Annotated in this window: 20 protein-coding genes; 4 read left to right on the forward strand and 16 right to left on the reverse strand. The window is 30.9% G+C overall.

The features are described from left to right. Window positions 1-199: 199 nt before the first annotated feature. The gene (gene def / locus AC1RPR_RS05345) at window positions 200-748 is read left to right on the forward strand and encodes a peptide deformylase (RefSeq protein ID WP_409022787.1); all 549 of its coding nucleotides are present in this window, start codon (window positions 200-202) and stop codon (window positions 746-748) included. A 75-nt stretch (window positions 749-823) separates the two neighbouring features. Here def and AC1RPR_RS05350 read toward each other — a convergent pair whose 3' ends face one another. Then, the gene (locus AC1RPR_RS05350; RefSeq protein ID WP_481763395.1) at window positions 824-1,297 is read right to left on the reverse strand and encodes a hypothetical protein; all 474 of its coding nucleotides are present in this window, start codon (window positions 1,295-1,297) and stop codon (window positions 824-826) included. Window positions 1,298-1,532: 235 nt separating this feature from the next. Here AC1RPR_RS05350 and AC1RPR_RS05355 point away from each other — a divergent pair, with 235 nt between their 5' ends. The 3 genes from AC1RPR_RS05355 (at window position 1,533) to AC1RPR_RS05365 (ending at window position 4,490) form a co-directional block, all read left to right on the forward strand. Then, a complete protein-coding gene (locus tag AC1RPR_RS05355; RefSeq protein ID WP_409022392.1) occupies window positions 1,533-1,751 on the forward strand; it encodes a DNA-directed RNA polymerase subunit epsilon in 219 nt (72 codons plus the stop codon). Then, window positions 1,748-3,424 carry a ribonuclease J1 gene (rnjA, locus tag AC1RPR_RS05360; protein WP_409022391.1) on the forward strand — a complete coding sequence of 559 codons (1,677 nt, stop codon included), beginning with the start codon at window positions 1,748-1,750 and terminating at the stop codon, window positions 3,422-3,424. The genes AC1RPR_RS05355 and rnjA overlap by 4 nt, the downstream gene beginning before the upstream one ends. A 118-nt stretch (window positions 3,425-3,542) precedes the next feature. Further along, a complete protein-coding gene (locus AC1RPR_RS05365; protein ID WP_481761699.1) occupies window positions 3,543-4,490 on the forward strand; it encodes a diacylglycerol/lipid kinase family protein in 948 nt (315 codons plus the stop codon). Between the two features lie 42 nt (window positions 4,491-4,532). Here the strand turns inward: AC1RPR_RS05365 and recD2 are convergent, their stop codons facing one another. From recD2 to ileS, 15 genes are all read right to left on the reverse strand, one after another. Further along, on the reverse strand, window positions 4,533-6,992 hold the full coding sequence (gene recD2, locus AC1RPR_RS05370; protein ID WP_481761698.1) for an SF1B family DNA helicase RecD2: 2,460 nt from the start codon (window positions 6,990-6,992) through the stop codon (window positions 4,533-4,535). A 15-nt stretch (window positions 6,993-7,007) separates the two neighbouring features. Next, on the reverse strand, window positions 7,008-7,667 hold the full coding sequence (locus tag AC1RPR_RS05375; protein ID WP_481761697.1) for a tetratricopeptide repeat protein: 660 nt from the start codon (window positions 7,665-7,667) through the stop codon (window positions 7,008-7,010). 9 nt (window positions 7,668-7,676) lie between these two features. Beyond that, the gene (locus AC1RPR_RS05380; RefSeq protein WP_481761696.1) at window positions 7,677-8,333 is read right to left on the reverse strand and encodes a histidine phosphatase family protein; all 657 of its coding nucleotides are present in this window, start codon (window positions 8,331-8,333) and stop codon (window positions 7,677-7,679) included. Between the two features lie 106 nt (window positions 8,334-8,439). After that, window positions 8,440-9,579 (reverse strand): tRNA 2-thiouridine(34) synthase MnmA, encoded by a 1,140-nt coding sequence (gene mnmA / locus AC1RPR_RS05385; protein ID WP_409022386.1) that lies wholly within the window; start codon window positions 9,577-9,579, stop codon window positions 8,440-8,442. A gap of 126 nt (window positions 9,580-9,705) precedes the next feature. After that, window positions 9,706-15,006 carry a helicase HerA domain-containing protein gene (locus AC1RPR_RS05390; RefSeq protein ID WP_481761695.1) on the reverse strand — a complete coding sequence of 1,767 codons (5,301 nt, stop codon included), beginning with the start codon at window positions 15,004-15,006 and terminating at the stop codon, window positions 9,706-9,708. Then, window positions 14,987-16,312 carry a DNA phosphorothioation-dependent restriction protein DptG gene (gene dptG / locus AC1RPR_RS05395; protein WP_481761694.1) on the reverse strand — a complete coding sequence of 442 codons (1,326 nt, stop codon included), beginning with the start codon at window positions 16,310-16,312 and terminating at the stop codon, window positions 14,987-14,989. The genes AC1RPR_RS05390 and dptG overlap by 20 nt, the downstream gene beginning before the upstream one ends. Then, complete coding sequence (gene dptF, locus AC1RPR_RS05400) at window positions 16,312-18,183, reverse strand: DNA phosphorothioation-dependent restriction protein DptF (RefSeq protein ID WP_481761693.1); 1,872 nt, start codon at window positions 18,181-18,183, stop codon at window positions 16,312-16,314. Before dptF ends, dptG begins: the two co-directional genes overlap by 1 nt. A gap of 142 nt (window positions 18,184-18,325) precedes the next feature. Continuing rightward, on the reverse strand, window positions 18,326-18,676 hold the full coding sequence (locus AC1RPR_RS05405; protein ID WP_481761692.1) for a DUF1831 domain-containing protein: 351 nt from the start codon (window positions 18,674-18,676) through the stop codon (window positions 18,326-18,328). Window positions 18,677-18,689: 13 nt separating this feature from the next. After that, on the reverse strand, window positions 18,690-19,838 hold the full coding sequence (locus AC1RPR_RS05410; protein ID WP_481761691.1) for a cysteine desulfurase family protein: 1,149 nt from the start codon (window positions 19,836-19,838) through the stop codon (window positions 18,690-18,692). Between the two features lie 24 nt (window positions 19,839-19,862). Continuing rightward, window positions 19,863-20,546 carry a 5'-methylthioadenosine/adenosylhomocysteine nucleosidase gene (locus AC1RPR_RS05415; RefSeq protein ID WP_481761690.1) on the reverse strand — a complete coding sequence of 228 codons (684 nt, stop codon included), beginning with the start codon at window positions 20,544-20,546 and terminating at the stop codon, window positions 19,863-19,865. Window positions 20,547-20,574: 28 nt separating this feature from the next. Further along, entirely contained in the window at window positions 20,575-20,832 is a 258-nt protein-coding gene (locus AC1RPR_RS05420) for a DUF1328 domain-containing protein (RefSeq protein ID WP_481761689.1), read from the reverse strand. Next, window positions 20,825-21,385 (reverse strand): NUDIX domain-containing protein, encoded by a 561-nt coding sequence (locus AC1RPR_RS05425; RefSeq protein WP_481761688.1) that lies wholly within the window; start codon window positions 21,383-21,385, stop codon window positions 20,825-20,827. Before AC1RPR_RS05425 ends, AC1RPR_RS05420 begins: the two co-directional genes overlap by 8 nt. Window positions 21,386-21,412: 27 nt before the next feature. Next, window positions 21,413-22,336, reverse strand: a complete 924-nt coding sequence (locus tag AC1RPR_RS05430; protein WP_481761687.1) for an alpha/beta hydrolase — start codon at window positions 22,334-22,336, stop codon at window positions 21,413-21,415. An 82-nt stretch (window positions 22,337-22,418) separates the two neighbouring features. Further along, the gene (gene dapF, locus AC1RPR_RS05435; protein ID WP_481761686.1) at window positions 22,419-23,393 is read right to left on the reverse strand and encodes a diaminopimelate epimerase; all 975 of its coding nucleotides are present in this window, start codon (window positions 23,391-23,393) and stop codon (window positions 22,419-22,421) included. A gap of 118 nt (window positions 23,394-23,511) precedes the next feature. Then, the gene (gene ileS, locus AC1RPR_RS05440) at window positions 23,512-26,295 is read right to left on the reverse strand and encodes an isoleucine--tRNA ligase (protein ID WP_481761685.1); all 2,784 of its coding nucleotides are present in this window, start codon (window positions 26,293-26,295) and stop codon (window positions 23,512-23,514) included. Window positions 26,296-26,459 lie beyond the last annotated feature (164 nt).

The raw sequence follows: 26,459 nt of genomic DNA on the forward strand, positions 1-26,459 counted from the left end.
AATTATTGAATTAATTTTCAACTAATACTTTCAATATACTTGAAAGTAATTACTATGTTTCATTTTACAGCAATCCATTAAAAACTAAAAGAAATGAAACATAACTATTAATTTTCAAATGGCCTACAGATATGATTATTTTATGCTACAATGTACCGTAGAATATTAATTTGGAGGTACTATTTTGATTAAAATAACAATGAAAAATATCATTCGTGAAGGTAATCCAATTTTACGAAATCGTTCAAGCGAAATGACTTTTCCGCTTTCAGATGATGATAAACAACTCGCACATGATTTAATGGAATTTTTAGAGAATAGTCAAAATGAAGAAATAGCTGAAAAATATCATCTACGCGCAGGTGTTGGCTTAGCAGCTCCGCAATTAGCAATTTCTAAACGAATGACTGCTGTCTTAATCCCTGGCCCAGAAGGTGAAGAGCCCACACTTAAACAAGTGTTAATTAATCCTACTATTTTAAGTCAGTCAGTTCAAGTTGCTGCACTTTCAGAAGGTGAAGGTTGCTTATCAGTTGATAGAGATGTCCCTGGATATGTGCCAAGAGCTGATCGGATTACACTTCGTTACTTTGATATCGAAGGTACACAACATAAAATCCGCTTGAAAAATTATGAAGCAATTGTAGTCCAACATGAAATTGATCATTTAAATGGTATATTATTCTTTGATCATATTAATACTGACAAACCATTTGCTATACCGAACGATGCTATTATGCTTGAATAAATAACTAAAGAGTTTCTCCAATAATTAATTTATTGAAGAAACTCTTTTTATTTCACTTTAAACATACTGTTTGAACTATACCTTTTTTAAATCTTTAGTATACATAATTGTCTCAACATTAACCAAATGTGCTACCTCTAAATGTAAAATACCGTCTAAATACCAAAGATCTGTTACTTCAAATGCCGATTTTGCTTCGACACTTTTTTTAACCAGGTTCATCATTTCAAATTCTTCAAATAAATTGAAAAAAATGTTTCTTATTTTCCCGATATTCTCTTCTGAAGGAGACTTCATCTGAAATTGATACTCAAATACCATGACCCTCTTACCCCAAACCTTTGAAACAATTTCTGTAACCCTTAGTATTTCAGAATTAATACCATATTCATTACCATGTAGTCTATTTAAAGCAAATTCAACCGCATTATCTGTAATAAGTTTGCTTTTATTTTTAAGAATAGTAATCTGTCTATTTCTTTTCAGACGGTTATAATTTAAAATTATGATGATCATTAAAACCACTACAGTCACTATTTTAACTACCAACCACATTTATAAAACACCACTCTTCCTTATACGATAACTTTTCATAATTATAACATGTCTGTTAAATTTTATCCTTTATAAGTCTATTCAAATCGGTCTATTCTATACTTAAATAATAATATATGATAAAATATAAATTATATGTTGTGCAGACAACCCCCAGTTCGGTTTCTAATTTCCATTTCAAATCATTTTAACCAAAATGATATCAATTTAATTTAAAGGAGTTTTACAAATGATTTTTAAAGTTTATTATCAAGAAACACAAGATAGAAATCCACAAAGAGAAGAAACAAAATCACTTTTCCTTGAAGCAAGTTCTGAAATTGAAGCTCAAAGTATTGTTGGTCACCAAACAACACATAACATTGAATTCATTGAAACATTATCAGATAAAGCTTTAGCATATGAAAAGGAAAACCCTACATTTAAAATGACGGAGTTTTCTGAATGAAAAAGATAAATGTTAAAAATAACGAGACTGGTGTTTTTGCAGTCGGCGGATTAGGTGAAATTGGTAAAAATATGTACGGCATCCAGTTTCAAGATGAAATTATCGTCGTCGATGCAGGAATCAAGTTTCCGGAAGATGAGTTATTAGGAATTGATTACGTTATTCCTGATTTTCAATACTTAGTTGCCAATCAACAAAAAATTAAAGCATTAGTTATCACCCATGGTCATGAAGATCATATTGGTGGTATTCCCTATTTATTAAAACAAATTAATGTCCCAATTTATGCTGGACCATTGGCTTCAGCATTAATCAAAGGAAAATTAGAAGAACACGGGTTACTTGCCACAACAGAAATGCATGAAATTGAAGAAGATACTGTTCTTAAATTCAGAAAAACGAGTGTGTCGTTCTTTAGAACAACTCATTCAATTCCTGATACTTTAGGTGTCGCAATCAAAACGCCATCTGGTAACATTGTAGTCACTGGGGACTACAAATTTGATCTAACACCTGTTACTAATCAGCCGCCCAACCTTCAAAGAATGGCTCAACTTGGTGCTGATGGTGTACTTTGTCTACTATCTGATAGTACAAATGCAGAAATTCCTAATTTTACAAAATCAGAAAGATTCGTTGGTAAATCAATTCGACGAATTTTTGAAAAAGGTGAAGGCCGCATTATCTTTGCTACTTTTGCTTCAAATATTTCCCGAGTACAACAAGCTGCTGAAGCTGCTGTTGCCAAAGGCCGTAAAATCGCTGTCTTTGGACGTAGTATGGAGGCAGCAATTGTTAACGGACGTGAATTAGGATACTTAAATATTCCAGATGATGCCTTAATTGATGCACGTGATATTAATTCATTACCCGCAAATGAAATTTTAATTTTATGTACGGGATCACAAGGTGAACCAATGGCAGCTCTTAGCCGTATCGCTAATGGGACTCATCGTCAGGTTTCTATTCAACCTGGTGATACTGTTGTTTTCTCAAGTTCTCCAATTCCTGGTAACACAATCAGTGTAAACCACGTTATTAATGAACTTTCAGAAGCTGGAGCAACTGTTGTCCATGGTAAAGTAAATAATATTCATACTTCTGGTCATGGTGGCCAAGAAGAACAAAAATTAATGCTCAGTTTGATGAAACCTAAGTATTTCGTCCCTGTCCATGGTGAATATAGAATGCTTAAAATTCATACTGGATTAGCTGAACAAATTGGCGTTCCAAGAGAGAATAGCTTTATTATGGAAAATGGTGATGTCTTAGCTCTAACTAGTGATTCTGCTCGAATTGCTGGTCATTTTGAAGCTGATGATATTTATGTCGATGGTTCAGGAATTGGTGATATCGGTAGCGCTGTCCTAAATGATCGACAAGTCCTTTCTGAAGAAGGCCTTGTTGTTGTCGTTGCAACGATTGACATGAAAAAACATGAAATTCAAGCAGGACCAGATTTATTATCTCGTGGATTTGTCTATATGCGCGAATCAGGAGAATTAATTAATCAAGGTCGTCGTCGCTTATTCCGTGTCATGAGTCGCTTATTAAAAAATGATAAAATTACAGAAGCCATGATTAATGATGCAATCGTTGATGACTTACAAAAATTCTTATATGAACAAACTGAACGTAAACCAATGATTTTACCAATGTTAGTTATCGTTTAACAAAAATAGCTCAATATTCTAATTAGAATATTGAGCTATTTTTATATAATCAAAATTTATCTTTAAATCCTTTTAAATTTTAGTTATAATTATTAGTATTAATTAAGGAGGGAAGTTCATGAATCAATATTTCATTATCGTTAATGAGTCTGCTGGAAGTGGTCGTGCTAAACAAATTTGGCAATCTATTGAAAAAAAATTAATTTCTCAAAATGTCTATTTTAAGGCCCATCTGACAGACTATATTGGTCATGCTTCCCTTCTAACGGAAAATTACGCCAGACATTATCACCCCATCGAAACAGACAATAATCAAATTATACTAGTTATTGGCGGCGACGGTACTTTAAATGAATGTATCAATGGTGTTAAAAATGCGAACACATTTGATATCCCAATTGCCTATATTCCTGCAGGATCAGGAAATGATTTTGCTCGAGGTGTCGGTATCCCCAAATCTCCACTTGTAGCTCTTGAACAAGTATTAAACACAACTTCACCTAAACTATTAAACTTAGGTGTCATGCACGAATTATCACGGCATGAAAAAAAATACTTTATAAATAATGTTGGCGTAGGTTTCGATGCGCAAATAGTAAGTATCGCAAATCAATCAAGTTCAAAGAAACTATTGAATAAACTTCATCTAGGATCGCTTACTTACTTAAGCGCCCTATTAGGAACTTTATCAAGACAAGCTGCATTTCCCATAACTGTCCGGGTGAATGGCCATCAAGAATTTTATCAAAATGCCTTTCTTGTAACAACATCAAATCATCCCTACTTTGGTGGCGGTGTTCCAATTTTACCAATGGCAGATCCGACAAAAAATAATTTAGACTTAATTATCATTGAAAAACCTAGTGCACTAAAATTAATCTATCTAGCCATTTTACTGAAATCTGGTAAACATATTAACCAAAAAGGTGTTCACCATTTTACATCAGATAAAATTAAACTTTCCGTTGACTCTTTAGAGTACGGTCAAATGGATGGTGAAGACCTAGGAACCCGTTTCTTTGAAATTGAGTATAGCGTCTTATCATACCCATTTTGGATTAACTAAAAAGCCTATATATCTCATTTAATTGAGATATATAGGCTTTTTCTATGGTCGGCTATTCTCCATTCCAATCATTGGATCAATTGAACCATCCATAATATTGTCGTTAGTTAAAATAAATTTTTCAATTAAAGTTGGAACAGGCGGAGCTATTTTAATAGATTTTTTAGCTAGTTGGCTCTCTTTAATCGAATCATCAACTTTTTTAATATCACCATCAAAAATCTGTTCAATTCGTAATAATAACGTTGTTTTTCTATTGGCTGATTCATTCTCAACACATTCTTCAAATGATTTTTCTTCGCCAAGCAAAATCAATAACTGGCTAGCACGGGTAATTGCGGTATACAGTAAATTACGTTTAAGCATTCGCTTATACTGCGAAACCATTGGCAAAATAACCATTTTAAACTCACTACCTTGAGACTTATGAATAGATGTGCAATATGCCAAAGTTATTTTTTGCCATTCATTTCGCCTGTAAGTCACTTCTGTTTGATCAAAAGCAATAACTAGTTCGTCTACCTTATCTTCGCTATCTTTGGCCAATGTAATTCCTACAATCTTACCTATATCTCCATTAAAAACATTATTTTCAGGACTATTAACAAGATGTAACACCTTGTCACCAATTCTAAATTTTTGATCTCTAAAAAGTACTTCTTTTTGTCTACTATTTTCAAGTGGATTCATAATATTTTGTAACATTTCATTTAAACGATTAATTCCCGCCGCACCTCGATACATTGGTGCCAGAACTTGAATATCACTTGAAGTGAACCCTTTATTCTTAGCTCGTTCAACAACCTGTTTAATAATTGATTCAACTTGAAATTCACGACTCGCGAAAAATGAACGATCCTTTTGATTCTGTGTAAAATCAGCAGGTAATTCACCTTTTTTTATTGAATGTGCGAGTGAAATTATTGATGACCCATCACCTTGACGATAGATATCCGTTAATTCTTTTCGCTCAAGATAGTCACTTTTCAATAAATCATAAAATGTTTGCCCAGGACCAACAGAAGGCAATTGATCTTTATCACCTACAAAAATGACTTTCATATCTGTAGGTATTGCATTCATTAATGTATTCAATAAATACGTATCAACCATCGACATTTCATCGATAATTAATAAGCCACCTTCTAAATCTTTCGTTTCAACATCATTATTCGATTCTCTTCCAGTTAGTCCTAAGAGTCTATGGATTGTACTGGCAGGTAATCCAGTCGTTTCAGTCATTCTTTTTGCTGCTCGCCCAGTAGGTGCAGCTAAAAGAATAGGAAATGTTTGTCCTTCTCCATAACTACTAAGATCGAGCGAAAAGTCATTTAATTCCGCAAATAACTCCACGATACCATTAATAACGGTTGTTTTACCCGTTCCTGGGCCACCTGTTAATAAAAATATCTGTGAATTCATAGCCGCCCTAATGGCATTAATCTGTGACTCACCATAATTCATATCAAGTTTTTTTTCAATCTTACGAATTGCTTTATCAATATCTTTTTCTGCTAACTTACCTTTTTCTTGCCCCGATGAAAGTAATCTTTTTAAATGTTCAGCAATTTGGTATTCTGCATGATACAGATTTTTTAAATAAATACGCTGTTCATCACCGACAACGAGTCCTGATTTAGCTAAATTAATGAGTTCTTTTGAGATTGCCTCAGGGTTTATTCTGACTCTTCGACTACTCTCTAATAATCGTAAAGATGCTTCCAACAACGGCTCTGCAGTCGCATAGGTATCGCCATCTTGTTGACATAAATCATTGATACTTTGCAAAATACCTGCTTGTATTCGACCTGAAGAATCAGCTGCAAATCCTAATTCTCCAGCAATTTGATCTGCCTTTTTAAAGCCAATATTTTCAATATCATTTACTAGTTGATATGGATTTTCTTGAATAATTTCAAGGGTTTTTTCTTTATAAGTTTGATAAATAGTTGCGGCTAATTGACTACCAAATCCAAAACCATTTAATCCAATAATAATTTGTTCCATCCCATTATTTACTCGAACAGTCTCTAATATTGTTGTTTTCTGCTTGTTTGATAATTCTAATGAATCAAGTACAGTATCATCTGCTAATATTTTATCAATTGTTTTCGTTCCTAACTTTTCAACAATTGATTCCGCAGTCTTTTTCCCAATCCCTTTAAATTCTGAGCCAGATAGATAGGTAATAAGCCCCATTTTTGAAGTAGGTGTTTCATTTTGATAATTACTCGTTTGAAATTGTTTCCCATATTTGGGATGCTCAACTTGTTGACCATAGAAGCGGTACGTAGATTCCTCTTTAATGTCAGCAAAATTACCAGTAACAACAACCTCATCTTCAGGCCATTCCAAATTACTTTCAATACTGTGAATTAGAATCACTTTATAAAAACTATCTTGGCTTTGAAAAAATATGGTTGCAACCTTACCAACCAAGTAAGCTTGTGTTTCATCACTTTGAGGATCATCATTAAATAAATTTAGTTTCTGAACAACCATTATTTCACATCCTCTTTATTTATCACGTAATTTTATAAACGATTCTATTTCACTTAATCTTTGTTTTTGTGCCTCAAAATAGGCCTGATTGGCTATTTTTGAACGATCAAAATAAGTATTGAATTCAATTCCTAAAACCATATTAGCTAAGCCTCGTTGAAAATTAGCCTTTGCATTATTTTCATCTATTTTAAGAACTAAGTCATAATATTTACCAGCATTTTCAAACTGACCCAATGCTAAGAAAATATCGCCAATTAATTCGTTGGCGTCCATATTTTTAGGATTTATTTCTTGAGCCGTAATCGCAAATACTAATGCTTGTTGATACAGCTCTTGAGCCATATATGATTGTGCTAACATTAAAAAAGCTGTTTCTTTCAACTTTTGATTAGTTACTTTTTGAAATGATTGAATTGCTTCAGAATACAGTTCTGCCTCGTAAAACACGTTACCAAGACCATATTGTAATAAATCAACTTGTTCATTTTTCTCATCAAAATATCCAATAGCTTTTTTATACAGTTCTTCCGCCTGAGGGTAGTCTTTTACTTTTGTTAAATAACTACCTAATTCATAATAAGCCGTTTGATTATTAGGTTCTTTTTCAACCTTTTCAACTAATTGATGAATAATATGTTTTGATTCTGCTTCTTTTTCTTCTCTCTTACCCATTATTACTCCTTAAACGACATCACTTTCATCGCGTATTCTATCCAAATAACTAGTATCATTCCATTTAACTAATTTAAATTCGGTTCCATTTTGTGTTTCCAAAATAGTCGTACTAGTATTCGATAAGCCACCTTGTTTACGGAAGTCTTTCAGCGGTACTCCTAATAAATCGTGAATCAAGGCACCAAGCGCCGCACCATGACTAACAATGATAATATTTGCATCTATTTTATTTTGGTCAACAATTTTTTTAATTGTTGGAACCATCCGCTTTAATAAAGCTTGAAATGTTTCGCCATTAATATTTTTAGGATCATATTTATCGGGATGATTACGGAAGGCATCGAGTTCCTCAGGATACTGAACAGCCACATCTGTAAACTTCATGCCTTCCATTTTCCCTAAATGAAATTCTTCTAAGTTATCATTCAAAATAACATCCAAATTTTGGTTTAGGCCTGTATTAATTAAATTTGCTGTGTCCTTTGCACGCTTAATAGGACTTGAATAAATAGCATCAAATTTTATTGATTTAAGTGCTTTGATTAATTGTTGTATTTCTATGTAACTTTGTTCAAGTAAGGGTGAATCTCCATTCGCACCTTGGTATCGTCCCTCAAGATTCCATTCTGTTTTGCCATGTCGAATAAAATATATATTAGTCATCAGTCAATAAGACCCCTTCGTTTTTTCATCTCTATTATATTATGCCACAAATATAAAAAGGCACAAACAAAATATTTGTTTGTGCCTTAACTATTATAAATTCAATTTAAACATATTGTAATTGTTTTGATCCCTCAGTTGACTTTTTAAATGCAGCGTCAATGATACCACTACCTAAGCATTCTGCGCCATCGTAAAAGACAACAGCCTGTCCAGGTGTAATAGCACGTACTGGTGCATCAAATTCAACTGTAGCTTCTGTACGGTCATCATTTAAATGAACCGTCACACCAACATCAGTTTGACGGTATCTAAACTTAGCAGTGATATGGAAATCATTGCCAAAGCGATCGATTGGTGCCATAAAACTTAACTCTGATGCTTCAAGATAATCGGCATAAAGTAAATCATTATGGTAACCTTGTCCAACAATCAATGTATTTGTTGCTAAATCTTTACCTACAACGAACCAAGGATCGTTACCTTCACCCGTACCACCAATACCAAGACCTTTACGTTGACCAATTGTATAATTCATAAGACCATAATGCTCGCCCATTTTTACACCGTCAACAGTCATCATATTACCCGTTTGTGCTGGTAAATATTCACCAAGGAACTTTGTAAAGTTTCTTTCGCCGATAAAACAAATACCTGTTGAATCTTTTTTCTTAGCAGTTGAAAGTCCAGCTTCTTCAGCAATTCTTCTAACTTCTGGTTTTTCAATGTTTCCAATTGGGAACATAACTTTTTGAATTTGTTTTTGTGATAATTGACTCAAGAAATAAGTCTGATCTTTGTTACTATCATCCCCACGTAACATATGCATAATACCGTCAGCATCTTGCTCAACTTGTGCATAATGTCCCATTGCGATGTAATCAGCATCAAGTTCCATAGCATAATCGAAAAATGCTTTAAACTTAATTTCTTTATTACACATCACATCTGGATTTGGTGTCCGACCCTTTTTATATTCATCCAAGAAATATGTGAATACGCGATCCCAATATTCTTTTTCAAAATTAACGGAATAATAAGGAATTCCAATTTTGTTTGCTACTTTAGCAACATCTTTGTAATCTTCTGTTGCAGTACAAACACCCATTTCGTCCGTATCGTCCCAGTTTTTCATGAAGACACCAACTACATCATAACCTTGTTGCTTTAATAAATAAGCAACAACTGATGAATCGACGCCACCACTCATCCCAACAACGACACGAGTTTTACTATTATCTGGCATACTATCACCATCATTTCAATTAGATTCTGAAAAAATCTACGATTTGAAGGTCGCACTATTTCAGTAAGTACTATTATACCAATAATATATACTAATACAACCCTAGTGTGTCATAATTTACTTTACTTAGTTTATACGATCATCAAATCCACTTATTTTAATAGATTCTATTCGTGATACCACTTGATTGGTACCATTAAGCATAGGCCCTTTAATAATACTTTCGCCTTTTTGTAAATTAGATAAAAGATATTGATATTGTTGATTACTGTCTTTATCTAAAGATAGCGTGTTCGCAATAAGTTTAACTTGGTCTTCCAATGGTAAAAAATTAACTTGCTCAGATGCATTATAGACACTACTGATATCACCCTTAATAGCTGATATAGATTGAGTTGCAAAAATTCCTGACCAACCGAATTTTCTTCCTTCTTTTAAAATTTTAACAGTTGGAGAGTTATCTTTAAAATTTAAATTTTGTATTTCATCAAGTACCACTGGAATTGGATTTTCTTCTGTATTTCCAATACTTTGAAGATAATTAAACAAATCCCAAAGTACAAATTCAGTAATAACTTTTTGTATATCATGTTGAAATCCTTTTAATTGAAAAATATGAATAGTTCCATCTTTATTTAAATATGACTCCCAGTTTTTGGAATCTTTAGTATAAGTGAAAGGATTTGAACTCAATAACATATCTAGTCTACCTACTATTTTTAACCCATCCTTGAATTCATCTTCGTCACTTAATATATTTTTTAAATGTAAAAAGGTAAATGATTTACCGTTTCTTGCATAACCATCACTTATTGCAGTTTTCAATGAATACCTTTGCTGAGTGCCTAACTCAAAAACGTTATCTAACATTTGAGATACTCGGTCTGCCATATCATTTACATCTTCAGTAATAAAGGTTCCACCACCATAATCTATTTCTTGAAGATTAAATGGATTTATAGGTAATTTATCCCCCGCTTTAACTAAGTGAAATTGAATTTTATTATCATGTCTCATTTTGCTAACAAAATTTTTATCCAATTGATTTTCCAAAAATCCATCAGTATAATCAACTACCAAACTATTAATATTTTTATTAGCCAACTCATACAGTAATGTTTGAACAAAGTAAGTCTTCCCCTGCCCAGACTTACCCGTAATAATCATGTGCCTATTTGAAAGCCCTGGATTTCCATACTCCCAATAAGCTTCATCAACACTACCTTTTTTAACGCCTAATTTAATTCTAGTTTTTTCAGAAAATGTATTTTCAGGATATTCTATTTCAAAATCAGAAAGTTCATTTATATTCGAATATTGACTTTGACTTTCATTTATACTATTTATAGATTTAATTTCGTTGTTATCTTCAAAATTTTTTTTATCCTTATTTTCACAATATTCATAAGCTGACTCTGTATCTAATTCTTTGTTTATAATAATATTTTTTCCTTTATCAGTATCGATAGTTTCTTGATAACTATCATCATGCAAAATATTTTTTAAAAGGCTTTCTTCCGGAAATCCCAATTTTCCACTTTTAATTTCTGAGATGATTTCATTTAATCCCTTACTTGCATAAATGTATGCGTCACCCTCAGGAAGTTTAATTTCAGTTATATTCTTACCGCCTAATTCCTTTCTAAGAATTCTCCGACTATCATTTCTATCACCAAATGAAACAATGAAAGCCTTGCCATAATATTCGTTTAATTCATTTGAAATTATAAAATCATTATTCAATAACTTATCATCATTATCTTGAATTTTTTTATATAGTTCTGCATTTATTAACTTGTTATTAAACATTTTTTTTAGATTAGCTAAATATATTGTCATAAAAAAATTACGGTAATATTCGGATTTAAATTTATTTTCATCCCTCAGCGCCTCATTTATTGTTTCTGCCGTATTAACCGCCTGCAACGTTGCCTTAGATATAACATCCGAATGGTTCTGTCCAACTTTAACTTCGACAGGAAACAAATGAATTTTTAAATTTTCTCCTACTTCAACACCCATGAATAACAGATCATCACTTGTAGCTCCTGTCATTCCTAGATTTTTTGCTGTAAATAATCCTTCTTTTTGGCTCATGCCAACCATTCCAGAAACTCTTAATATCTCTTCTAGCGATATGGGCACCCAAATAATATTCTCAGTTTCTAAAATACCCATTAATTCTTTATACGCCGAAATAATACTTAACTTTTCCCTCACTATATTGTGATTCGTTTTATCTCCGATAATTTTTAGAAGCCATTCTCCATTAATAATGTTAAATGATTTAATAATATTTAAACTTGTTTCTTTATTTTTAATTATAGTTTTGTCATATCTTTCTATCTTATCATTGATAATTAAACTATATTGTTCAATTTGGTTTGTAAAAGTTATTGACTCATAATTTGAAGTGTTACTTTGATCTGTATAATGAATAATATATAAATCATTACGTTCCGAAAAATAATCCAAACTGATATCTGGATCCAATAACGTTACCCAATTACTATTTTCCATAATATTCGTTAATATATCATCAAAATGACCATCTTCACTTTCAAAACTTGGAATGTTATTTACATTCGTAATTCCTGCTTGATAAACATTTGTTTCCGCATTGTTGGCTACACTAAATGCATTCCAATCATACATAAATTTGATCAATGGCCGATGTAAATATTTTGAATCCATATTTACACCGAATCCTTGTATAAACATTTTTTTATCAAGACTATATTTTTTACCACTTATTAGACCGCCTAAAGTATAATTCATTTCCAGCTTATCTGATTTAAAACTATTGGCATTACTCTCGACATCCATCTTATAAAATGAAACATGACTATATGGTTGTCTAACAAAATTATGATAAATATTAATCCGCGATTTTAATACTTTAATTACGTCTTCATTAGCATAATCATTAATTTTATCTCCCATAAATTTTTCAGAAAATAAATTTTCAAAATCAGCTGCCGTTATAATTTGATTAAATTGGTCATATATTGGATTAAGAATTTTTTTATCGTTATTTATATATAAATTAACAGGATGCATATTTTCTAATTTAAACCCTTGTTTAGTATTTTGAAGCTGTTTTAACATAAAATCAATCGTACTCTTTAATATTGTTTTATCATCGTTAATATTATGCATTGAAGCATTTAATGCATAATCAGAACTTACTTCAAAAAGATAATGAAAATGCTTATAAAAATCTAACATTCTAGAAGTAATAATATTTCTAGAAATCGCTGATATTTTTGATTTTTTAAATTCATTAAAGAATAACCATCTAGGCGAACTATCATCAAAATTTGATTTTAATAGTCCCCCATTTTTTGATATATATGGAACTAATCCACTTGGATTTAACGTTCGAATAAAATTTTCAGGTATAGATTGAAATTCTGTCCTTTTTAATAACTCTAGTTGATATTTAATCAATACTGGATGTAAAGGTGTATAAGCTATTTCCCCATCGATTTCTACTGTACCCATTTTATATAAATCTTTTAATTCCAATGTAAGTCTTTCTTCGGAGATTTGATTAATTACTTCATCAAAATCATCACAATATTTATTAAGAGCTTTCAATAATTCTTGATCAAAATAACTTAAACTTAAAATAGTATTTCTTTCTTTTAATAGCTTACAAATAAGAATATAGTCTATTCTTATTTGTTCAGGTATCTGAACTTCAATACTAGTGACAATTGAATCATCTATTTTTGCATACAATATTTGTTGTTTAATAATATCTACTTCATAATTCAACAACTTCTTATTTTCACTAAAGACATAATATTTTTCTGTACCATTAATTATTTTAGCCCCATCAAAAATTAAACTTTCATTAGCCTTACGCCTATTTTTTTCTATAAACAAACCACTTCTGGGAACCGGCTTCTGACTATTATCTAAAATTGAAAATGGTATTTCAATGCCTTCATTAACTAGCTTAAATTCATTCTCACTTTCATCTGAATCAATATTTTCAAAATTAATATTTACACCCACTTCATCTGAAATAGGAATTACATTATATTTAATCTGATCATAATCAACCTCATCAATAAAATCTGTACCACCAATTATATAATTTTTTTCGTATTCTAACTGAATCTCCATCTTAGATTTAGTTATTTTTACACGATAACTCGATAATATATTATTAAATATGTCTTGAGAAAATGGTAAATAAATTATTTGAAATGTATATTTCTGTGCCTTTGAATGTTCATATGAGGTCTTAATTCCATATATATCCATCACATTGAAGTCGTTTACAATAATTTTTAAATTATTACCATCTGCAGTAAATTCAGCAGATTTCCCATCAATTATATGGCTCTTACTTTTATTAATTCTTGATGCCTTCACAGAATCATCAAAAGGAAGTTTTATTATCAATTGATTATTTTCATGATTAATATTATTTTTAAATATTAAAATAAATCTGTTTTTGTACTTAACAGAATTTTTATTTTCACCATTTTCTCTACTTCGGTCATATATAATTAAATCAGGATTAACTTTATTTATTTTATCTGATTGATAAATAATTGTATCTTTTCTTAATTCTTTTAATTTTTCTTTTCCTCTTTTTATTTTTGAAAAATCGACATCCATCCAAATATCCTTTTCTTTCAACATACTCATTGATTCTAAATCTGCTTGCGTGTAGTTAACTATTTTATCTTCAACAGTATTATATTCTTGCCAACCACCAATCTTTTGAAAATCTTGCTTATTTTCTCTTAATCTTTTTTTAATATTATCAGCATCATACGTTTGTATTTGTGTATCATAAAAATAACCCATATTTTTATAGTCATCCGGAGTAATCTCTGATTTTTCTAAAATTGAAAAAATACTGGCAAAATCTAATAATGTTAAGTTCATTGAATCTTCCAAAATTATATTCTTTTTAAACTCTTCTAATACTACTTGGTTAGCGTCCGATAACCCGGACTTTTCTATTTCACTTTTTAAATCGTGTTTAATTTTATCAACAGAAAAAGGCCCATTTCCGTGACTAACATTCATGGCTCCACCCGATATACTGTCAAGAATTTCAGTACACACGATAAAAAGTGCCGTATTTCTCCATATGTCAGATTGTAAACTAACCCTATTTCTAAGTGTTACTAAAAAATCTGAGTTCATTTTATCTGTTGCTGCAACAAATAATATGTTAACACCATTTATATTTACCACTTTACCATGGAACTGCACGTCCTTTTGATCAATTACAAAATCTTCAGTAGAAATAATATCATTCATTTCAAATGCATTATAGAATCTAACAACTTCATTATTTTGATCTAAATTCAAATAATACCTGCTACCAGCACTAATATTTTGGGTTTTAAACCATTTAAATAACCGTTCGATTAAAAATTTATAATATTGGTTTGACATATTGTGCATCCCCGCTATCGCTTAATTTTTCAAGAATATTCATTTTTTCATATGTTTCTACTAATTTTCTTTTAGAAATATTATCTAATGAAATTCCTCTATTACTCATTTCGGTAATAACATCTTTAACAAGCATTTTTTCTGAACCAACTATACCCGCTGTAATCACCAATACAGTATCATCAGTCATGTTTAAAACATTTCCAAGTCTACCACGTCTTTTTACAAAATATTTTACTGCTATTGCTTCAAAAGATTTAGAAAATCTAGATTTAGTTTCGTCGGATAAATTTTTTGTTAATTTTAATTTTAAAAGTTTTATATTATCCTTTATATTATTTTCAGATGACATGCTTATATCATCCTCCAAAAACTCATTTAAAAATTCACTTAAATTATTTCTAAGTTCTATTGAATATTCAAAATTTATATCTGTTAACTGAAATAAACTATAAAATTTTTCACTAGGAACTAATAAATTTAAATAATCTAATAAATCAACGTTAACTAACAAATCAGTTGCGTTTTCTTTAACTTGAGCATAACCTCTATCATTTGTTGGTCTTGAACCTGATATTTTTTCCGTATCAAGTGCAAAAAAAATATTTTTTTTATTAAACTCATCGAAGGTTCCAATATTCATTATTATTTGACTAATTATGAAAAAATAATAGTAGCTAAAAAATGTATCAATATTTTTCATAAAAAATGTTGTATTTTTCATAAAATTGTTCAAATCATGATTAAAATAATCTAAGAATATACTTTGGTCACCAATTGAAACAAATTTTTCTTTTTTTATATTATTATTAGTTAGTTCATGTAAATTTTCTATAATAATTTTTTCATAAAGATTGTGCTCATCTTTTTTATTTATAAATTCAATCCACATATTATTTTTCTCTAGCTCAAGTGTATAATTTAAAAATGCTGCAATCTTTAATTCTCCACTTGAACTTTTTTTTTCGTTCGACTTTTTATACGCCAGCAACTTGGGAATATAAATTTCATCAAGTGCCGAATTAGAAAATAATTTTAAAAATTTATCTTTATTACCTATTTTAGATAAATCAAAATCATCACTTATATCCTTATCAAAGGATTTAGTATCCTTTGATATCTCACCTTTGTTAATGCTAATCCTTGCTAAATTACCTATAATTGGTGCAAATCCATTTTCAAATTTTGCTCTCTCTGGCTCACGGGTCATAAACGGTAATAATTGTCCTGATTTATGATGATTATTTTTTATCTTTCCTTTATCCATTTCCAAATGTTTTTTTAAATTTTCTAATTCAATAGACATTATATTTTCACCTCTGATACTTCATAATCAATCCCATTATTCTCTATTTTATATAGATATCCATCATTTATATTACCAACAATAACAGTTTCATTGTTATTAGTATTCAGTAATATGTTAAATACAAAATTGTTAAAATTCATTGCCTCTGACCGTTCAATATTAGAAATAACATATCCATTATGAATTTTTGTCAATAGCACATAATCTTCAAAATCTATTTTAACAAAATATTCAGCTTCATTACTTGTATCTTTAAAACACATATTAATTTCAAACTTGTTAATTTCAAAATCTACATAGTTTAATCTTAATGGCACTGCAACTCTAGTTTTTAAACTCAAATTATTTATAAACGCGAATCCTTTTACAGTTTGACCGTTCCACCGTAATACATTGCTTTGTATCAATTTTGCCAACTCTTTAATTTGTCTTACATTTTTTGAAAGAATACTTAGAAAAGAAAAATAATTTTCATTATCAAATAACTCATTTTGATAATCTAATAAAAATTGAACTCTAAGAAATGTGTTAACTCGAATTTTATGTCTATCCGTATCTAATTTACCAACAGATTCTATAACTTTTTGAATTGCTCTTTCATTATCTTCAATTTTATCTTCAATTTTATCAACATACTCATCATCATAGTTGTATACCTCAACATTAAATTCATCAATTTTTTTATTTGAATTTCGTGATGGATCAAGAAAATAAATAGCTTTTAATATCTCAGACTTATTTTGGCTTTCAAATAATAAATAAGGTAAATATGATGTGTAATTACTTTTAATTTCCTTTGCTGGTATAATAATATCGTGAATAAAGTTCAATACATCTCGAGTGGAGATGATTATACCATTAGAAACTTGAATTCTTATCAATAAATATTTAATTGCTTCTTGGACTTTCTTATTTAAGAACAGCTCATAATTAATATGTTCAACTTTATCATAGCCATTTTCTAAATCATTTCTGTAAGCATTATAAAATGGATTATTTTCTTCTTTTAAACATATTTTTTTAAAAATTTGATCATAATATAAGCTGTTCACACCCGTCTCATCAATTTCAAAGTTTGCATTATTAAAAAATGAAATCACTGATACTTTTTTATCTTCTATATTTTCCTGATTATTTTTTTCTATATTACTCAATGCAATTGTAATTTCACTTAATGTCGAATCTGACTTTATTTTATGAAGTAATCTCTTAACTACCCCTAAATTAATAGCAATAATAACATGTTTATAACCTTCAATTTCATTCTTATTCTTTGTGAGAATATCCATTAACGAATCAATAGATGATAAATTAGGATTAATGCTTTCCGTTGCATCATTATGTATATATACTTTATTTTTTTTAAAAATATCAAAATATTGATTATTCATGTAAGATAATAGATGCGATTTTCCATCTCCTACATTTCCTACAATAAAAGTTAAAGAACTTTTTTCTCTCTGTATTTTATTAAGAATTATCTTCTCTAACCTATGTTGTATTTCTCGTTCTACGTGCATATATTCATTAAAAGCACTAAAATCACTTGCATCAATTACAGAATCTTTTGCTTCAAATGATAATTTTTTTAACATCTGTGCCAGAGCAGATTCTGTTATATTTTTATCTTTCTTAAATACATCAAAATATTGGTGTATTTCTTCTAACTTATTTATGTCATGAGTAATTGCAACTATTCTAAGTTTTTCAAAATCAATATCTGAAATTAACTTCTTACTTCTTAATTTCAATCCCAAACTATACAAATCATCTAACGAGAATTCTACCTTAGACCCTTCAAAAGATACTTCAAATTTTTTAATCAATATTTTATATAATGATTCTGCTTTCATCAAATATAAATCCATTATTTCATCTCCTATTGAATATAGTGAATACGCTTTATTATACCTTTTCAATCTAAAAACGTACATACAAAAACATCCTTATAATACTTCATAGTTAATATACCCTTATAAAATACTATTAATAATAATAAAAAAGGTATTGTCATTTTGACAATACCTTTTTCAAAACATCCCTATCAATTAATTGACCAATCACATAATCAAATTGTTCAGTTTCAGCTTTTTTATCTTCACCATGAAATATATTAACTGCTTTAAGTCCATTAGCAGTCGTCGTTGACATTTTAAATCCAGTTAATGACTTATCAACGATAACTTTAACTTTAATGCCCTTATTGAAAGGTGAATTAGGATCTAAAGATCTCTCCAATTGAAAATTACCTGCTTTAGTTTCTGCAAATCCTAAATCTCTTAACGTATATTTTTTTACATCAGAACTCAATTCATAAGTTACTGTATCTCCTAAAAGTTGAATACTTTTTTCAAATGCCATTATTAAATTCCCCCTATTTTTTCAATCTACCAACTATTCTAACTAATTGTACTATAAAAGTATCTATCTCTTCAGCTGTATTATCTTTTCCAAAACTCAATCGAATAGATTCTGTGACTCTCGGACTCTTTTCACCGTACATAGCCATTAATACATGTGAAGGTTCGAGATTACCAGCAGTACATGCAGAGCCACCAGAAACAGCAATACCTGCCAAATCTAACCGGGTCTGTAATACTTCAGTTTGAATACCTTTTATCCAAATATTAAAGACATGTTGTAAGTTATCATCTGAGAGTGTCCCATTAATTTCAAAATCAATATGGTTATCATCTAATCCCGCTATAATTTGCTTTTTGAAGCCTTGATACTTTAATTGTCGTACTTGTTTTTCATCATCTGAGATTAAAGAAACAGCTTTAGCAAAACCTGCAATTGCTGGTATGTTTTCTGTCCCTGCTCGTCTCTTGTCTTCTTGCTCCCCACCTTTAATAAAGGGAGGGAAAAATATAGATTCTCTTCTATAGAGAAAGCCTAAAAATTTAGGCCCATTCAATTTATGGGCTGATGTTGATAACATATCTATATGATCCTCATTAACATCTATATCCAGTAGTCCATAAGCTTGAACAGCATCCGTATGGAACCAAGCTTGATGATCCTTTAAAATCTCACCAACTTCATGAATTGGCATATGACTTCCCGTCTCATTGTTACCCATCATGATTGAAACAAGAATTGTATCATCTCTTAAAGCCTCTTTAAAATCGACTATATTGATAACACCATCTTCATTAACTGGTAAATAAGTAACTTCAAATCCAATTGATTCTAAATATTTCATTGTTTTTAAAATAGCCTGGTGCTCTACTGCTGTTGTGATTAAATGCTTACCTAATGTTTTTCTCTGAATAGCTGTTTGCATAATAGCCATATTATCACTCTCAGTACCACCACTTGTAAAGATGATTTCTGATTCTTTTGCATGAATACTATTTGCAATAATTTGTCGACTATCATCAAGCACCATTCGTGCTGAACGTCCAAATTGATGTGTACTTGAGGCATTCCCGAAGGTGCTCTTCATCATATCTGTCATCACTTCAACGACTTCATTTGCCATTGGTGTGGTTGCTGCGTTATCTAAGTATATTCCTGACATTAATTTAGTTTATCTCCTTTTAATTTAGCTTAATAATGATAGAATCATTCGTGCTGATTTTTGACCAGCTTCAATAATAAAATCATCAAATGTTTGTCCAGCTTCTTCATCGCCAACATCTGACATCGCTCTAACAATAGTGAATGGAATACCAAATTGGTGTGCTGCCTGACCAACTGCGGCACTTTCCATTTCACTACAAAGAGCATCAGGAAAATGATTAAGTATGACATCTGTCTGAGCTTGACTTGCTATAAATTGATCACCAGATACAATTAGTCCTGGTTTTATACTTAAATCATTTTCTTGAGCCGCTTTTTTAATTGCATCGTTTAAATTTGTATCTGCCAAGTATTTAGTTGGTTGTTGGGGTAATTGACCAATTTCATATCCAAAAGCTGTTGCATCAACATCATGATAGGCAACTTCTGTGGCTAAGACCACATCTCCAATTTTAAGTCCATTACCAATACCACCAGCTGAACCAGAATTAATAACGGCTGTTACTCCAAATTCTGCAATTAAAAGGGCTGTTGTCATCCCTGCTTGTACCTTACCAATACCAGATCTAACCAAAACAACTTCTTTTCCATTAATTTGGCCTGTATAAAATGAAATCCCGCCAATTTCTTTGTCTTTTCTATTCTCTAGATGACTTCTAAGCGAAAGAATTTCTTCCTCCATTGCACATAAAATACCGTAAATCATGTTGTTACCCTCCATTTTTTATTAATATCTAAGGTAATAAGAATAAAGCTAAAAATACAATTACAATTGCAATAACTAAAAATACAATTGTCCAATTCAAAAATTGGTTTAATTTACTTTTTTTATTTGTTTTTTCTGGTTGTTCTGAAGATGAGCTTCTTGTTGGATGTTCATCTTGGTATTCCTTTTCAACTCGTTGACGTTCTTTTTGTCGAAATTCAGGATCATTCTTTAATTCTTGTAATCTCTGATATTCACTTCTCGATAACTTTTTTTCATCATCCATGTAATTCACCTTTTAATCGTTCAATTTCCCAATGATTAACCGCTAAAATAGTTTTAACATCAGTTATTTCACCAGATTTAATTTTAGCTTGAACCTCATTAAACGTCAATTCGACTACATTTAAAAATTCATCAATATCCTGAGGTAACTCGTTATCTACATTTTCTAATCCAGTCGCATAGAATAGCGTTAAATATTCGTCCGCAAATCCTAATGCTGAATGAAACCCATATATTTCAGCTAAATGTTTAGCTTCATAGCGTGTTTCTTCATTCAGTTCACGTGTTGCAGTCTCGATTAAATTATGATCATCGCCATCAATTTTACCGGCCGGAATTTCTAATGATGTCTTCCTAATAGGTGCTCTCCACTGGTTAACTAGAACAATTTTTTCTTCATCCGTTATTGCTAATATACCTACAGCACCATGATGATGTACGATTTCTCTATTTGATTGTTCACCATTTGGTAGTTTAACCGTCTCATTAACAACTTCTATAACATGTCCTTTGAATATTAATTCTTCTGATAAAACTTTTTCTTCTAAATTCATTTAATTAACCTCGTTATTTTACTTTTCCTAGTTAAAATATTGTTTTAAAAAATGAGTTACTTTCTTTTCATACTCAACTTTATCTTTTGTAAATGACGTAGCATGTTTAGCACCATGTGCAATGAAAATTTCTTTAGGTCCTCTTGTCGCAGCATAATTTTGATAAATCATCTCAGTCGGAACAAATTTATCGTCACTACCATGAATAAATAACACAGGTAACTTATTATGATTTAATTGCTTAATTGAACTTGCTTCATAAAATGAGTAACCTGCTTTAACTTTTGATATCAGACTAGCAATAGGGATAATAGGGATTTTAGGTAACTTATACATCTGTTTCAACTGATAAGTTAACTCATCAGCCACACTTGTATAGCCACAGTCTTCAATAATTGCCTTAACTTGTGAAGGCAATTTTTTCTCTCCACTCAACATCATAACCGTTGCGCCACCCATACTAACACCGAATAGAGTAATTTTTGAATCTGTACCTTTATATTTAATTACTTTATCAAGCCACTGTAAATTATCTTTTCTCTCTAACCAACCATAACCAATATAATCACCTTGACTTTGGCCATGTGCTCTTGCATCTGGTGCAAGAACATTATAGCCTTTGTCATGATAAAAATGAATAAAGCGGACCATTTCTTCTTTCTTTCCCATAAATCCATGAGCAACAAATATTGTTTTATTAGTTTTACTTTCTGCAGGAACATAAATTGCTTTAAGCTTTAAATTATCTTCAGATTTGATCTGCCAATTTAATTTTTTAACTTGTTTTAACCAAGTGTATTCTTTCTTTAACTCAGCACTTTTAGGTTCTGAATTAATAAATTCCTTATTGGTTGGTGTCTCCGCATATTCAAATAAATAATAACTAATGCCAAAAATAACAAAGCCAATTATTATCAGCATTAAACAAATTCCAATGATCCATTTTTTCATTAAATTTCCTCAAGCGTTTCCCTTTATTTTAAATTAAAAAAAGGATAAAAGACAGTCATTTATGTCTTTTACCCCCATAAAATTACATAATACTTAATATAAACTTTAAATAAGCATCCTGTTCATTAGTTGATATCCATTTGGCCTTAGAAAAATCACCATTCAGAGCATCAGCTAACTCAATTGTTATATTCGCAACATTAGTTGCATTACCAATTAGAGACATCCAGTAATTGCCACTCTCATCTTGATGCACAACAGTTTTAACCATACCACCAGGATTTTTTACATTAATTTCAGTTCCAAATGGCACTTTACCTTCACTTAACAGAACAAACATTAAACTTGAAGCAGACATTGCTGTTCCACACGCATTAGTAAACCCAACTCCGCGTTCATAAGTTCTAACAAAAATTGATTTATTATCTAATTTTTCAACAAAACTAACGTTAACACCATCTGGAAAATACGGATTTTCACCGTTTAAATAAGTTGCAATTCTTTCAAGTTCCGGTCCTTGTAACGTTGTATGATCAACAAAAGTAATTAAATGCGGATTTGGTACCGAGACAGCTGAAAACTTTAACGTTTGTGAAAATTCAGGAATAATTTCATCTACCAATGTTTGTCTTTGTAAAAACATTGGTAACGTTTGTGACTCAAAACTAACAGGTGAAATTTCGACATTGTAAGCTGCAACGCCTGCCTGAAGATTTGGTGCTTTCTTAACATCTAAATCAGCATGCATTGTCTCAACTTTAAATTCTGTTTGTCCAAATTTAGTTTCTAAATAGCGCCCAACAGTTCTTAAACCGTTTCCACACATACTAGCCTCTGTACCATCAGCATTGATGACTCTCATTTGACCTAGAACACCATTATGACTTGATTTATCAACGACTAAAATGCCATCTGAGCCACCGTGTAATCCAGATTCTCGATCACACATTTGAATTGCTAAATTCTTTAATTTTTCATCTGATAATGCTGTCTCTAATTTAGTTTGATCTAAAAGAAAAAAATCGTTTTCTGATCCATGTACTTTTACTAATTCCACATTGAACACCTGCTCTCACTATAATTGTATACCTTACATATTACGCTATATTTTTAGGATTGTAATCAATTTGACTCAAAAAAAGGAATAACTCTACGTTATTCCTTTTTTGAAATATTTAATTTTCAAAACCTTCTGTAACTGCCTCTGGATAACCTTGTTCAACAATCGTTGCACAACGATGACAGAGCGTTGGTAACGCAGTATCCTCCCCAACATCAGTCTTAACCATACGACATCTTTGACAAACTTCACCGTTAGCTACTTCAACTTTAACAGCTAAGTTATCAAAATTAGTTGCATCTTCTGGAACATCATCAATAGATAAAATTTCTAAATCAGAAACAATCAATTGTTGACGGATATCCGTATCAAGTACGTTAAGTAATTCTTTATCAGAATCATTCACATATAAAATAACTTTTGCTTCAAATGATTTCCCAATTAATTTTGCATCACGCGCATCTTCCAAAGCCTTTAAGACATATGAACGAATTTTCATGAATGCTTGCCAATTTTCAACAATTTTAATTTCACCATCAAAATGGGCAACTTCTGGCATTTCACTTAATTGAACATATTCTTCTGGTTCTTTCAAATAGTCCCAAACTTCTTCAGTTGTATGTGGCAAGATAGGTGTTAATAACTTAGCCATTGTTGTTACAATCTGGTATAGAACAGTTTGCATTGAGCGTCTTTCAAAACTATCTTCAGCTTCAATATAAACGATATCTTTTGCAATATCTAAATAGAATGCTGATAAGTCATTTGAAATAAATGTAATCACTTTTTTGTAAATTGCTAAGAAATCATATTCAGCATAATCATCCAAAACCTCTTTTGAAAATGTATTTAATTTAATTAACATATACTTATCTGCTGATGCCAATTCATCAAATGCAATTGCATTTTCATTTGGATCAAAGTCAGTTGTATTAGCCAAAATAAATTTAAATGTATTTCTAATCTTACGATATGTTTCAGAGACTTGTTTTAAAATATCCATTGAAACAGCGATATCAGAAGATGTATCTGCTGATGCTGTCCATAATCGGATAATCTCAGCTCCTGATTGTTTAATAACTTTACTTGGTAAAATGATATTCCCAAGCGATTTACTCATCTTATGTCCTTTATCATCAAGTACAAATCCTTGTGACATCAACTGTTTGTATGGTGCAATTCCATTAGTTGCAACGGATGTAATAACACTTGAATTAAACCATCCACGATATTGATCTGAACCTTCCATATATAGATCTGCAGGATACGTTAAATTATCACGTTTACCTAGCACTCCACGATGTGAAGAACCTGAATCAAACCAAACATCCATGATATCTTCTTCTTTTGTAAATTCACCATTAGGACTATGTTCACTTGTAAATCCTTCAGGAAGTAGTGCTTTAGCATCATTTTTGAACCAAATATTTGATCCATTTTTTTCAAACAATTGAGCAACATGTTCAATTGTTTCTGGTGTAATGATAGGTGTCCCATCTTCTGCATAGAAGATAGGTAATGGAACGCCCCAAGCACGTTGACGTGAAATCACCCAATCGCCACGATCTCTAATCATATTGTAAAGACGAACCTTACCCCATTCGTTTTTAAAATCAACTTTTTCAATTTCTTTTAATATATCATCGCGGAACATCTCTACTGATGCAAACCATTGTGCCGTTGCACGGAAAACAACAGGTTTTTTTGTACGCCAATCATGTGGATAACTATGCGTAAAGAATGAAAGTTTAAGTAAATGACCATTCTCTTTCAATTCATCAGTTACTAATGGATTAGCTTTATCATAAAATATCCCTTCAAATCCAGGCGCATCTTCATTCATGACACCTTTTTCATCTAAAACAGATACAACGGGTAATTTATACTTTTGTCCAGCAATAAAATCATCTTCACCATGTCCTGGAGCAGTATGAACAAGTCCTGTACCAGAATCTAAAGTAACATGGTAACCTAGAATAACTAATGATGTACGATCATATAATGGATGTTGCACTGTCATATATTCCATATCGCGACCAGAAAATTCTTTTAATACTTCAACATTTTCCCAATCAAATTCTTCTTTTAAAATATTTAAACGTTCTTCAGCGACAACATATTTTTTCCCATCAGCATTAATTTGGATATATTTATAATCAGGATGTACAGCGACACCATAATTAGCTGGAATTGTCCATGGTGTTGTTGTCCAGATAATCATTTTTGTATCTGTATCTAAAATATCTTTCCCATCAACTACATCAAATGTAATATACATTGATGGTGATTTAATATCGTGGTATTCAATCTCTGCTTCAGCTAATGCTGATTCAGACGATGGTGACCAATAAATTGGTTTTTTACCTTTATAGATGTAACCTTTTTCAGCCATTTCACCAAACATTCTGATTTCTTCAGCTTCAAATTCAGGTTGTAAAGTCATGTATGGGCTATCCCATTCAGCTGCAACGCCTAAACGTTTAAAATCTTCGCGTTGCAAATTAACTTGCTCCAAAGCATATTTTTCACATAATTCACGAAAATCAGCTTTTGACATGGTTTTACGATCAACACCTTGTTTAACCAATTGTTGTTCAATAGGAAGGCCATGAGTATCCCAGCCAGGAACAAAAGGTGATCTGAAGCCCATCATTGATTTTGAACGAACGATAATATCCTTCGTAATCTTATTTAAAGCATGTCCCATATGGATATTACCATTAGCGTATGGAGGTCCATCATGTAAAATGAAACTTGGTTTCTTTTCATTTAACTTTTGTCTTAGTTCATAAACACCGTTTTGTCTCCATGCATCTTCACGCTCTGCTTCTTTAACTGGTAAATTTCCACGCATTGGAAATTCTGTCTTACCTAAGTTTAAGGTTTCTTTCATTTTCATATTATAAACTCCTTTTAAAAGTTATTTTATTTCATTATACACAAAAAGACTCCGTTACAAGGGACGAAGTCTTCGTGTTACCACCCAAATTTAGAAACTTAACATTATATAACGTTAAATTTCACTCAATCATCGTGATAACGGAGATGAAGCCGATTAAACTT

The organism is Dellaglioa sp. CoH-57-MRSF-22 (assembly GCF_056781895.1).